This window comes from Nocardia yunnanensis, assembly GCF_003626895.1.
Lineage (GTDB): Bacteria > Actinomycetota > Actinomycetes > Mycobacteriales > Mycobacteriaceae > Nocardia > Nocardia yunnanensis.
In genome coordinates this window covers 5,994,860-6,007,009 of the sequence record NZ_CP032568.1, presented here as the reverse complement: position 1 = coordinate 6,007,009, position 12,150 = coordinate 5,994,860, and the positions used below count along the sequence as shown (strand labels likewise).

Genomic DNA, 12,150 nt, shown 5'->3' with positions numbered 1-12,150 from the left:
GACAGTTCACGATCTCGCGACACGCTGCCATAGAACGCGCCGAGGATCAACTGGGAAAGCGGCGGTCGCTACCGATCGGTTATGGTCAGCGCAAGGGCCGAGACAGCCGCCGAGGAAGGGATATCAGCGTGCGATCACTCTGGTTCATTCCGCACGGCATCGCCGTTGTCGGCGCGGAGGAGAGCACCGGATATCGAGGTGGCGTCTCCTCGACGCTGAATCCCATCGGTAAGCACCAGGCCGCGGCCGTTGTCGCGCATGGCCGCCGGCGCGCGAACGAAGTGGTCTCCCTGCTGGAGGGCGCCGGATTCGTCGCTACGGGCGACGGTACCGAAACCTGGAGCGCCACCGCGTTCGTCGGTGAGGGCTTCAACCGGTTCGACAAGGCCGCCAACGGTCGAGTCCATGAGATCTCGGCCAATTTCTCGGCGCCCCCGGCGGAATTCGACGAACTCGTGAATCGCTTCGCCGCCATGCCTTCCGACGTCGTCGCCGATACCGAGAATCGCTCGGCACCCCACCGCATGCGCTGCCTGATACGGCTGGCCGACGGCTCCGGGCACAGCGGTGTCATCACTATCGACCGGTCGAACGATTCCCGGGAGATCACGGCGGGTCTACGGGTGACGGGCGGGCCCTACTTCTATCGCTGGGAAAAGCGTCCCGCCCTCTGGCGAATGCCCTTCACGAATACCTCCGACTACTACCGGCACAGCGCGCGGAGTCAGCGGCTGGAAGCCGAACGCCTCGGGTTCTTCGATCGCAGGTCGTGGCCTGTACACGCCACCGTCCCGGGTGTTTCCGAGTCCGAGGCGGCGAGCCGAATCCGGATGTATCTCATCGGTGCCGGTGTGGATACCGCGGCCATGCGGTTCACCCCGCAACGCGCGGACGACGGCTGGGACGTCGCCATCGCCGGAAGTCCGACCGCGGCCTCGAGCAGGATGCACATCGCCGACGACGGATACATCACATCCGGCGAACACTGAGCGAACCTCGCCCGACGCCGACACCGGCAGCTGGAATGTGTAAGGTCGCACAGGTATCCGACCGGGAGGAAAGTGCGGATCGGTCGAGGAGGGGAATCGGGACGTGAGCACACCTCAGGGCGGGAATCCGGACGACGAATTCCTGAAGTCCTTCATGGCGGGATTCGCCGAAGCCAATGCGGAGCCGGATATTGGTTTCAGTATGGTGTCACATCCCGGTCCCGAGCTGATCGATGAACAGCAGATCGTCGAGCCGGCCCGCGAAGTGACGCATCGAATCGCCCGGGAGCTGGCGACGGCCGCACCCGAGGGGTGGGAGCGAGTCGATGCGACCTTCGCCTGGACCGTGACCGACAAGACCTGGAACGTGGTGTATTCCGCCGGCGAGCAGGCCGTTCGGGTCGAGCCCACACAGTCGGTGCTGCTCATGGTCCAGGAACAACGCGAACTCGCGGCTCGAATGAGCGAAGGCCCGTGGTGGCGAATGCGAATCAGCCTCAACAACACAGGCCAGGTGCAGACCGATTACGACTACGGCGACGAACCTTTTCCGGATGATCAACTGTTTCCGGCCGAGGCTTACCTTGCCGACCTGCGCGAGTATCCGCGCGAGCGACTACCGATCTGGCTCGCCGCGTACGTGAGCCACGGTGGTCGGCTGCTGCGCCCGCCGCGAGTCGCCGCGGAACAGGCTCGAACCGACCGGGCCAACGAGGTTCGCGGTCATGCCACCACGGAGGTGTTCCCGCCGCTGCCGCTGATGTGGTCGCACTGGACCACACTCGCGGCGGTGTTCGTGGCACTCGACGCACCGAACGGACCTCGAATGCTGCCGGCGCTCGGCTGGTTCGAAGGGCCGAATCGCAGCGGCAGCACGCTGTACGTGCTGCCGGGCGATCGGGCCGTCATCTCAGGCGGCGTACTCAACGCGCCGGAACTCGATGCCGTCTACAACGACGGCGCTCTCCTCCCGCGACTGTATGCGGGGGCACCGGATTGGGTGACCGACGCGGTTCTGAATCCGCGGGCGGCCACCGGGCAGTTGACCTTCTGCTACTGGTGGGAGGACGGCCAGTGGTTCCGCGGGGAATCACCGGACGGCTCCGGTGTGGCGGCTGCGGTACCCGGTATCTGGACCACCGGTTCGACGGTCGACGAAATCTTGCAGGCCATGACCGCGGCCGGGAAATCGATCACCGACGCCACGAAATCAGCTGTCGCAACGCTGGTTTCGGCCGCACAGGCCGGTGTAGTGACCTACGAGACGGTCGCTGCGGTCTTCGACCCGGCCGAGCACGACGTGGATTCCGCACTCAATCAGTTCACGCTGGCAGGTCTGCGCACCTTCGTCATCGAGCCGCCGCTGAGCCGGATCGACGCCATCGAGCAGGTCCGCCGGTTCATTTCGACGCGCGGTACCGACACCAGCGAGTACCCCCTCGATCAACTCACCGCCGAGCGAATCGACAACGGCTGGATGGTTTTCGTGCCCACCAGGCCGGGCGAGATCATGATCGGACGCGCGATCTACTACATCGCCGACGATGGTGTGATCGAGCCTTCCTCGTCCTCGGTGCCGCCGAACGTGTACATCGCGGGATTCATCCAGCGGTTCCACGAACGGGCGCGGGAACGCGGCTGAGCCGCTGTTCGCATTGGCATCGACAGCCACGTCCAATTATTGTCAGCACCAGCGTTCTACGGGGAGGAGTGGTACCTGATGGTGGACAAAGTCGAAGTCGATCCTGAGTTGCTGCGGCAGGCGGGCGTGAAGACCGACCTGGTCAACACCCGTCTACGTGGGGTGGTGGACGGCCTCATGGCCAGCCTCGGCGGTAAGGGCGAACCGTGGGGAAACGACAGCTACGGCCAGGAATTCGCCGGGGCCGAGGGGGGATCCGGTTATCTGGCGGCCCGCAAGACGCTGAAGGACCTGTCCGAGACCCTCGCCAAGAACGCCGAAAGCAACGCCGAGGGGCAGGATCAGTCCGGAAAGAAGCTCGACGGCACCGATCAGGGCAACGCCAACGCGTTCGGTAAGTAGCGATGGCGAACGAGAGTATCAAGGCCGAACTGGCTTCGATGATCGACGAGTTCCAGCAACAGATGCGAGTTCTCGGGGAAACGCAGCAGAAGCGCGCGCAACTGATGGCCACCGGTTATGCCCTGCAGAAGCGTGTGACCGTGGTGGTGAATGCCGACGGGACAGTCATCGAGACGAAGTTCGACGAGGATCTCGAGGGCTTCTCGTTGCCCGAACTGAGCAAGGCCGTCACCGAGGCAGCTCAGGCCGCGGCCACCGAATTAGCCCGCAAGAGCAGCGAACTCACGGCTCCTTTTCAGGAGCGGCGCGGACGAATGCCGAAGATGTCGGACCTGATCGAGGGCTTACCCGACCTCACCAAGCGGATCCCGGAGGCCATTCCGGCCTCCACCGCTCCCCCGAATTCGCCTGAGCGCCAGCAGCACGGCGATCACGTGATGACATTCACCGATGTCGAGGATCTGGACGACATAACCCCCGGCCGGATTCGCGCGGACGATTGGTGAGAGGTAGGGCCTCGGTCACGACCGGTTGGACAATACGGACTTCCCTTGTACAAGATCATGATGGCTTCTTCGTTCGAAGAAGGTCTCACAAGGGGAGGTTCTGTTGAAGTCTGTTCTGGCCAAGGCTGCGGTGGTGGCTGTGGCGTCTGCTGGTCTCTTCACTTCGTTCGCGGCGGTGGCGAATGCCGAACGTGGGCCTGATGGTTCGCTCTACGGGGCGCTGGCGACCGGGCCCACGGGTAGTCGGAACGTGTGGGGGTCGGCGGTCAACTATCCGACTCAGCAGCTGGCGAATCGGGCTGCTGTTGCGGAGTGCGGGGCCGATTGCATTGTGGGGATCGAATTCTCGAATGGATGCGGGTCGATGGCCGAGAATCCGAATAGCGGTTGGCGGGCGTGGGGCAATGGCGCCAACGTCACGGATTCAGAGCAGAATGCGTTGAATGCCTTGGCGGCGCGGAGTTCGCAGTCGTTCCTGCCGTCGGGGAGCTCGGGTGGGGCGCCCGGGCAGGGGCGGATCGTCGTCACCAAGTGCACCGGGTAGTCCGGATGCTCGGCGTACCGTCGGGGTTCGGCGCTACGCGCAGTCCAGCACGAATTGCCTTCGTTGGAAGTTCGTTGGAAGTTCGTTAGAAGTCGCATAGTCCCGGTTCCTACCGTCTACAGCGCACCCGACCGAAGCACCGGATCGGGGCCGGCGGGAAGGATTGGGGAGATGGCGAATCGAGTGGCGGGACGGATGACGGCCCTGCTCATGGGAGTTGGGGCCGTTGTCCTGACGATGGGGTTCGGAGTCGCCCCGCGGGCGGCCGCCGCGCCGGCGAAGCAGGCGGACTCCCAGGTGCTCGACTGCGCGGGGCGCGCGCCGGCCATCAAACCGAACAGGCTGGAACCCGGCTGCTCTTCGTCCCACCAGTATCTGACCGACGTTACCTGGCAGGTGTGGGGGTCCGATGTGGCGGTCGGCGAGGGCACCTATCACCTGAACACCTGCGATCCGGCTTGCGCCGCAGGCAATTACGAAACCCTCCACGCCTGGGTCGTGCTCTCGGACCCGAGCAAGGGCAGGTTCACGAAGGCCACGATCGTCGACAGCAAGGGTCAGTGGACTACCACCATGCCGGTGCAGTAACGACGACGCTTACTTGTGTTGTGCGCCACCATATTCCGAGGACAGCCTGTCGATCAGGCTGTTGCTGGCGGCTAGGGCGTCAGCATCGTTCGGGAGCCAGGACACGCTGTAGCCGACCTGGGTGCCTGGCTTGAGGTTCGGGGCGAGTTTGGAGTTGCAGGTGGAGAAGCAGGGCTGGTGTTCGCTGTAGAGGCCGGTGATTTGGTCTGGCTTGAAACCCTTGGCGGACAGCTTGTTTACGAGGTCGTCTTCGGATTTCCCGGTGGCGTTGTCGGGTTGGGAGTCGCCGGTGCCGGTGACGAGGTCGCCGGTGGTGGGGTCGTTCCAGCCGGGGACCAGGGCGACCATGATGTTGCCGTTCGAACCCGCGCCGGTGTGGCGGGCGCGGTTGGCGGCTTGGCCGAGTTTGTCGCTGTTGTAAGGGGTTTGGGTGTAGGTGCAGGTTTGGCCACAGGTGGAGCGGTTGCGGGCGTTGTCGGCTTCGGTGCGGACCACCGTGACCATGCGGTCGATTTCGGCTTGGATCATGGCGGTGGCCGTGACTTCGATCTGGGCGGAGACGTGGACGTCCCAGTTCAGGTAGACGTCGTGGCCTTCGGCGTTGGCTTTCGCCTGGGCCTCGGCGCGTTTGGCCGCGCGGATGTCGGAGGTGATGGCGGCGACGCTGGTGTCGACGCAGCTCATGACCGAATTGCCGCTGATGGGGAGGGTTTGGGCGGTGGAGCAGCCGGCGCTCGGACGGCCTTCGACGGTGAGGGATGCCTTCATGACCGCGGAGACATTGCCCGACAGGGTGGCCTTGCGGGTGGCGGTGGTCGAGGTGGTGACCTTCGAGGTGACCGTGCAGGCGGCCTCGGTGCAGTTGAGGTCGCCGGAGGGGTCGAACTGGAAGTTGATGCCGACATCCATCGAATTGCTCAGTGTCTGAGTCTGATTGACGATGTCGTTGTAGACCTGTTCGCGATCGGCCGGGGTCATCGCGACGAACATGATCGGGGCGGCCTGATCGCCCTGTCCGCCGAGGATTCCGCCTGGGGCATCCAGGGACTGGGTGGTAGTCGTCGGGCCGGTGCCGTCCGGTGGAGACAGACGCAGCACTCGGTAGGGCGCGGTGGACGAAACCGCCAGTGTGCCAATCGGTGTCGGGACCTCATAGGCTTGGTCGGAGCCGATCTGCACGGTCGGATCTCCCACGCGCGGGAACGCGGTGGTGCGGTCCAGCGCCTGCAGCAGCTGCTTGGCGAGCTCGTGGGGGGACAATGCGCCGGACGGAATACCGGTCGTCAGATCGTCGTCACCGGTCAGCCACTTACCCTGGACCGACGAAAGGGTCGCTCCGCGAGGCAGATTCGCGGCGATCTTGCTCTTCGGCGGCTTGGCGTAAGTCTTCCCGTCGACCACGAGGACATCCGTCGAATCCGCGCCCGACCCCGCCTTCGCCACCACCTCACCGCCTGCGGTAGCACGCACATCCCAGGCGCCCCCTTGCGCACTCGACCCGGTGTAGTGCGCGGCCGACTGCGACATCAGATCCACGACCGCCGCATAGAACGGAGCCGTATTCGGCCCCGCCACCGGATGCCCGGATACCGATGTCGCACACCCCGCCGCGATCACCAGCGCACTCAAGATGCCCCCGAGCATCGCAATTCGACTGGTCGAGTGGCGCTTCAGCCGATTCATCGGTCCCCCGCTTCGATCTCGTACTGCCGGTTCGCACCCTAACCCAGGGCACGGCACCGCTGCGACTCCACGATTTCGCCGCGTCGACAACGCCGACACCAACATTGCGTCAGCTGGCGCCCGCCGGGTCTCGGGATCGGAATTCTCGCCTGGCAGAGAGGAATTAGGAGATCAGGCCCGCGCTGGCAGCTCCTGCGCCGATACCGGCACCGGCGAGGGCGCCGACTCCTGCGGCGGGAAGGCCGGTGACGGCCGCGCCGATTGCGCCGCCGATGCCGGCGCCGATCAGGCCGCCGGCGAGCATGGCACCGCCGGCGATCGGGATGGCGGCGGCGAATTCGGCGGCGAGGCCGGGGAGGGAGATGAGGCAGGTGGCGACGGGGAGGCAGGCCGCGGCGACGGTGGCGGAGGTGGCCAGGGCGGTGCCGCCGCCGGCGATCATCAGGCCGGTGACGGTGCCGACGCCGGCGCCGATCACGCCGCCTACGACGCCGCCGGCGATCGCGGCGGGGACGCCCGCTACGGCGGCGCCTATTCCAGCGCCGGCCAAGGCGGCCTGGCCGATTTGGTTGGGGTCGGCGGAGATTGGCTGTGCGGCGGCGATATCGGCGGCGGGGGCGCCCGTGCTGGGGATCGCGTTATCGGCCAGGGGGACGACCGGCACCGGGTTGGCGACAGACGCCTGGCTTTCAGCGGCAGCGGCGCCTTCCGGCTGGAACTGGCTCTTATCCGCCTGCTGGCCGGGGGCGGCTGATGCCAGGCCCGCGCAAGTCAGTGAAACTGCCAGCGGCAAAGCGCCGAGGACCGAGATTCGTGCGGTGTTCCGCGTGGGTCGACGGTGACGTGCCATGACTCCCCCTGTGTTGTCCCATTGGATTGACGATCTAGATGAACCGATTCAATGTGAGACTGAGGGGTGCCGCAAATTTTGTGGCAATCGTCACGCGTCGGCCTGGGCATCACGCGACTGTTCGGTTCAGCGCTTGATGACCGCGAGTTTGTCGATGCCGTGCACGTACAGGGTGTGGGTTTTGGGATCGACAGCGAGACCGTGGCTGGTTTTCACCTCCAAAGACTCAGCGACAGCGCCGGATACCGGGTCGATGACCTGGACGTGGTTGTCCAGCAGGCAGGCTGTGTACGCCCGGTGGACGGTGGGGTCGACGGTGATCGCGTGGACATCACAGCCGGGGTCGATGACGGCGGTGCGGGCTCGGCTGGTGGTGTCGATCAGGGCGACGCCGGCCGCGGACGGCACGTACAGCGTGTGCGCCGAGGTGTCGAGGGCAACCGCGTAGGGCATGGAGCCGACCGGGATCGAACCGTCGACAGTGTGCGTCACGGTGTCGACGACCACCACGGAGGCGTCGGAATAGCTGGCCAGGTAACCGTAATGAGTGACCGGATCGATGACCATCGACATCGCCTGGATGCCGGCCTGGACCGTATCGACGATGGTCTGCCGCACCGGATCGACAATGGTCAGGAAGCTGTGATTCGACAACGCCGCAGGGGCTTTCGAGTCATCGGTGTCGACGACGAAAACCGTGTGCGTGCCGGTGTCCACGGCGACGCCCGACGAATTCTTGCCGGTGGGAATGGTGGCGGTCACGCGGTTGACGGACAGGTCGATGATCGACAGCGTGCTCGAATTGTCGACGGATTCCTTGGAGCTGACGACATAGGCGAAGCGCAGCCCCGGATCCACGGCGACACCGGTGGGACGCAAGTTCGGACCCACCGGGATCGTCGCCTCGAGAGATTGGGCCACGAGATCGACGACCGCGACGGTGCCGTCGGAGGTGTTCGCGACGATGGCTTTGTGCGCGAACGAGTCGACAGCCACCTCACCGTCGCCGCCTTCACCGTATCCACGCGCGCCCTTCGAATAGTTGTGCGGGCCGGAATATCCCGGCGCACCATCCGGATATCCTTGCGGACCCGCCGAATAATCTTGCGGGCCGGAATATCCCGGCGGCCCGACGGGATACCCTTGCGGAGCCGCTGAATACCCGTTCGGGCCGGTGTGTCCCGGCGAGCCGGGAGGCCACGCTGGACCTCCGAATCCTCCACCGCCCCCGTGCTGATGCGTCGACATACCGCTCCCCTCCAAACGCTGACATCGGAACCCTAAACGACTTCGAAATGAGCGGCCGCTCAGGCAGACAGCCGCTCTCCGAACCTCATCCGGCGCGCGTCGACTACGGGATCAGGCCCACGCTGGCGGCGCCCGCGCGGATGCCCGCGCCCGCGAGAGCTCCGACGTGACGCCGGAGGCGCAGGTGGTCGCCGCCGGACTTGTTCCGTACGCGTTGGCGTTGGGGGATGGGGGCAATTAGGGTCGGCGGCAGCATCGAACGGGGGCGTGGACGAGCTGTTCCCGGGTGGCGTACGGGAAGGCACGAGATCTATGGCTTATATGGGGAATCAAGGCATCTCGAATACCCCTGTTCGAGGATCTGGGGGCGCGGGGCAGGCGAGCGTCGGGCGGGTCGCCGGGCTCGTGCTGATCGCCGTGGCGGTGTTGACGGTTGTCGTGTGCTGCGTGCCGGTGGCGACTCTTCGGTTCCGAGGCGGTTCGGAGGACGAGTACGTCTGGCGCGTTGTCGCCGGGTGGCACCACCTCAGGGTGCTGGATGTATTTCCGCTCGCGCCGTACGTGATCATCGTGATCGTCACCGGCGCCGCGGGGATGATACTCGCGATGGGTAAGGGCGGCCGAGGCCGAGTGTTGTTCTGGGCAGCGGCATTCGGGAGCGGGATGGCCTTGCAGATGGCGTCGGGGGTCGTCGTCGGCTATGCAGAAGGCTTCGGGAAATACGCTGCGCCCGCCGTCGGATTCTGGGTGTTCACGGTGCTGATGGTGGTTGCCCTCGCGGCCTTCGTGATCGGGTTGCGGGATGCCGTGGCATCGACACCCGGTGCGGCACCGGAAGTAGGGCGGCGGGGCCGCGACCCGGGTGGCGGGGATATTCCTGATTGTCGCGGCGGTGGTCGATTTCGGGCGATCGTTCGTGCCGATCGTGGACGAGTACAACTTCTCGACCGTGTGGAAGTCCGCCGGCGACGGGTCGTTCCCGTGGGCTGCGGTCCAGTTCGTGGTTTTCCTGATCATCGTGCTGGTCGTGGCGGGCGCCTTGCTGGCGGGCACAGGCATACGAAACCCCGCGGTGCGAGCGGCCAGCGGGGCGGCCGCCGCGTTCGTCGTCGCGGACGTGGTCGGCGAGCTGGGATTCGTGTTCGGTATGCGCGGACTCGCCTTCTGGGAGTATGCCGGGGTTGGGTTCCTGCTTGGGGTGCTCGCGTTGCTGCTGTCCTTCGCCGCGACCATCACGAGCCTGGTGGCTCAGTTGGCACGGCCACGACCGATGGCGCCGCCGAGGCCCGGTTACGGGCCGGGATTCATGCCGACGCCTCCGGCCGCCGTCGGGAGCAATCCGTTCGCTCCGAATCCCTTTGCGCACCCAACGCCCACACCGAACCCCCTCGCACACCCGGCGCCGATACCGAATCCCTTCGCGCAACCGGCGCCCGCACCGAACCCCTTCGCTCCAGCGTCGGCGGGGCCAAACGTCGAGGCGACCGTCAAACTCGACCCGGTGCCCGCCGCCGTGCAGCCGCCGCGAATGGCGCGGGTGTACGACGGGAAGGATGCAGACGGCAAGCCGGTGGTGAATCGGCCGGAGTTGGATGGGAATTCACGGACGGCGGTGTTGGCGTATCTCGAGTCGGCGCCGATTGTGTTGGCGGCTCGGAGTTTCGATCAGGACGAGTTCGTGCCGGGGGATCGGGATGTGCCGTTGACGTTTCGGACGGATGGGGTGTGGGTGTGGGCGGGGGCGGTCTCGCACTACCTGCACAAGCATGGGTTGGCGCCGGAACCGGAGTTGGTGCAGCACATCGTGAGTCGCGGTTTTCGGGTGGGCGAGGTTGGTCAGGCGGCGCAGGATGCGGCTATCAAGGTGATCACCGGGGGGTGAGTTACCAGGCGGACAGGGCCGTGGCGTAGGTGTCGCGGAGGGCTTCGAGGCGGGGGCGGGTGAAGCGGCCGGGCTCGCGGGTGTAGGTGGTGCGGCCTTCTCGGGAGGTGAAGGCTTGGGCGGGGATGCGGTCGGCGGTGGCGGGGAGGAATTTGAGGGTTTCCTCGACCGCCGCTACCGCGGTGGCCAGCGTGTGGCGGGCGGCGCGGACGGCGCGATCGTCCAGGCCCGCGGTGGAGGCGGGGACTTGGCGGGCGCAGACGTCGGAATACCAGAGCCACACACCGGGATCCAGGAGTTCGGAAGGGTTCTCCGCGCCGAAGCGGACCGCGCCGGCCGGCGGGGGCAGGATTTCTTCCGGGAGGCGGAATTCGTAGACGCGCTGCTGCCCGCAGCCCGGGCATTCCCCCGTATACCGGCTGGCCAGCACGTCGTCGACGCTGATGACGGAACTGCGGAAGGTGCAGCGGGTTTCGCCGCAGGCGGGGCAGGGTTGCAGGCTGACGTACAGGCGCGCCTCCGCATTGGTGCGTGCCAGTGGCAGCGTGTCGGCCATACCGTCCCTTCCCCTCGCTGAGTGCTGATTCATGAGGATACGAACAATTCCGGCGGCGTGGCGGGCGGGGGCGCACACGACTGTTCACGTTGTGTTCACCGGGTGGCTGTGGGACAGTCGATCTTCCACGATCGGCTGACTCGCGAGGGGCGTCATGGCGGGAAGACTGAATGCGAACCCGGACAAGGTGCGCGATGCGGCGCTCGTCGCCGCGGAAATCCGGGATCGGCTGCAGAACATGGCGCAGGCGGCCCGGGCCGCAGTCGCACCGGGTGAATCCGCCTGGGGTGACGATGATTTCGGTGGCAAGTTCGCCAATGGCGCGAAGGGGTTCGCGACCGGCAGCAACAATCTGACCACCGGCACCGACAATCTGGCGACCTCGTTCGGCAATCTCGAGCAAGGTCTCGACAAGTCCGCCGCCGATCTCGATGCCATGGAGCACGGCAACTACGGGCAGTTCGCGTAACGGCGGCCACCGAATGTCCAGTGACAAGGGCGAAGTCGCCGCCGCAGCGATTCTCGAAACCTTCACCACGCAGATGCGCGAGATCGCCGAAGCATCGCAGCAACGCGCGCAACTGATGGCCTCGGGTACCGCGGCGAGCGGACGGGTGACCGTCACCGTGAACGCGGACGGCATCGTGATCGCCACCCGGTTCTCACCCGATGTCGCCGAGCTCACCCCCGAGGAGCTCGCCAAGGCGGTGACCAGCGCCGCGCAGCAGGCCGCCCAGGATGTGGCCAAGCAGTCGCGAGAGCTGTTGCAGCCGTTGCGGGATCGCCGCGCCACCATGCCGAAGCTGTCGGAGCTGATCGAGGGCATGCCGGATCTGCAGCGGCACGCGCCGCTGGACCCGCCGGCCGCCTCGCTCGCCCCGCCCAACTCCCGGGAGCGGCTGGCCCGGTTCACCGAGCCCGCCCCGCAGTTCAGCAATGCCGTCGACTACGACGACTGGGACTCCGGCCGGCGCAATCAGGGCGCCACCGACTCCAGCTGGTGACTCACAGCTCCGGGTAGTAGCCGCGCTGATAGTCGGAGAGGTCGTAGATGGCCAGCTCGCCGTCGCCGCGGCAGATCGGGCACACCCGGCGGCCATGGCACAGTGGGCATTTGCGCAGCTTGCCCGCATTGTCGAGCCAGCCAGCACCGTGGCAGCGCGGGCAGTGGCCCTCGCCGTCGCACTCGTAGCACAGCACGTAGCCGGGCGTGACGGTGTCGGCGGTGCGCACCGGCTCGGGTCGATCGGGCGTCATGCG

At 66.2% G+C, this 12,150-nt stretch carries 14 protein-coding genes; 9 read left to right on the top strand and 5 right to left on the bottom strand.

Annotation, left to right across the window (positions count from 1 at the left end; translation table 11 throughout):
- The first annotated feature begins 128 nt into the window (after positions 1-128).
- From D7D52_RS28345 to D7D52_RS28320, 6 genes are all read left to right on the top strand, one after another.
- A complete protein-coding gene (locus D7D52_RS28345; protein WP_120741216.1) occupies positions 129-989 on the top strand; it encodes a hypothetical protein in 861 nt (286 codons plus the stop codon).
- Positions 990-1,092: 103 nt separating this feature from the next.
- On the top strand, positions 1,093-2,631 hold the full coding sequence (locus D7D52_RS28340; RefSeq protein ID WP_246023352.1) for a hypothetical protein: 1,539 nt from the start codon (positions 1,093-1,095) through the stop codon (positions 2,629-2,631).
- A 78-nt stretch (positions 2,632-2,709) separates the two neighbouring features.
- On the top strand, positions 2,710-3,033 hold the full coding sequence (locus D7D52_RS28335) for a hypothetical protein (protein WP_162958612.1): 324 nt from the start codon (positions 2,710-2,712) through the stop codon (positions 3,031-3,033).
- A gap of 38 nt (positions 3,034-3,071) precedes the next feature.
- Complete coding sequence (locus tag D7D52_RS28330) at positions 3,072-3,539, top strand: YbaB/EbfC family nucleoid-associated protein (RefSeq protein ID WP_162958611.1); 468 nt, start codon at positions 3,072-3,074, stop codon at positions 3,537-3,539.
- Positions 3,540-3,642: 103 nt separating this feature from the next.
- Entirely contained in the window at positions 3,643-4,083 is a 441-nt protein-coding gene (locus tag D7D52_RS28325; RefSeq protein ID WP_162958610.1) for a DUF4189 domain-containing protein, read from the top strand.
- Between the two features lie 171 nt (positions 4,084-4,254).
- On the top strand, positions 4,255-4,671 hold the full coding sequence (locus D7D52_RS28320) for a hypothetical protein (RefSeq protein WP_162958609.1): 417 nt from the start codon (positions 4,255-4,257) through the stop codon (positions 4,669-4,671).
- Between the two features lie 9 nt (positions 4,672-4,680).
- On the opposite strand, the gene D7D52_RS28315 is transcribed toward D7D52_RS28320, so the two are convergent.
- From D7D52_RS28315 to D7D52_RS28305, 3 genes are all read right to left on the bottom strand, one after another.
- Complete coding sequence (locus D7D52_RS28315) at positions 4,681-6,315, bottom strand: nucleic acid/nucleotide deaminase domain-containing protein (RefSeq protein ID WP_162958608.1); 1,635 nt, start codon at positions 6,313-6,315, stop codon at positions 4,681-4,683.
- 202 nt (positions 6,316-6,517) lie between these two features.
- Entirely contained in the window at positions 6,518-7,018 is a 501-nt protein-coding gene (locus tag D7D52_RS28310; protein ID WP_120741204.1) for a hypothetical protein, read from the bottom strand.
- Positions 7,019-7,330: 312 nt separating this feature from the next.
- Positions 7,331-8,200, bottom strand: coding sequence for a YncE family protein (locus D7D52_RS28305; RefSeq protein ID WP_120741202.1), 870 nt, complete (start codon positions 8,198-8,200; stop codon positions 7,331-7,333).
- A 1,144-nt stretch (positions 8,201-9,344) separates the two neighbouring features.
- On the opposite strand from D7D52_RS28305, the gene D7D52_RS28300 reads away from it, so the two are divergent.
- Positions 9,345-10,334: a hypothetical protein gene (locus D7D52_RS28300; RefSeq protein ID WP_162958607.1), complete on the top strand. Its 990-nt coding sequence runs from the start codon at positions 9,345-9,347 to the stop codon at positions 10,332-10,334.
- 1 nt (position 10,335) lies between these two features.
- Here the strand turns inward: D7D52_RS28300 and D7D52_RS28295 are convergent, their stop codons facing one another.
- Positions 10,336-10,890, bottom strand: coding sequence for a hypothetical protein (locus tag D7D52_RS28295; protein ID WP_120741198.1), 555 nt, complete (start codon positions 10,888-10,890; stop codon positions 10,336-10,338).
- Between the two features lie 154 nt (positions 10,891-11,044).
- On the opposite strand from D7D52_RS28295, the gene D7D52_RS28290 reads away from it, so the two are divergent.
- Positions 11,045-11,359 carry a hypothetical protein gene (locus D7D52_RS28290; RefSeq protein ID WP_120741196.1) on the top strand — a complete coding sequence of 105 codons (315 nt, stop codon included), beginning with the start codon at positions 11,045-11,047 and terminating at the stop codon, positions 11,357-11,359.
- Positions 11,360-11,372: 13 nt separating this feature from the next.
- Positions 11,373-11,894, top strand: a complete 522-nt coding sequence (locus D7D52_RS28285; protein WP_246023350.1) for a YbaB/EbfC family nucleoid-associated protein — start codon at positions 11,373-11,375, stop codon at positions 11,892-11,894.
- Position 11,895: 1 nt separating this feature from the next.
- On the opposite strand, the gene D7D52_RS28280 is transcribed toward D7D52_RS28285, so the two are convergent.
- Positions 11,896-12,147 carry a hypothetical protein gene (locus D7D52_RS28280; protein ID WP_120741194.1) on the bottom strand — a complete coding sequence of 84 codons (252 nt, stop codon included), beginning with the start codon at positions 12,145-12,147 and terminating at the stop codon, positions 11,896-11,898.
- Between the last annotated feature and the right edge of the window lie 3 nt (positions 12,148-12,150).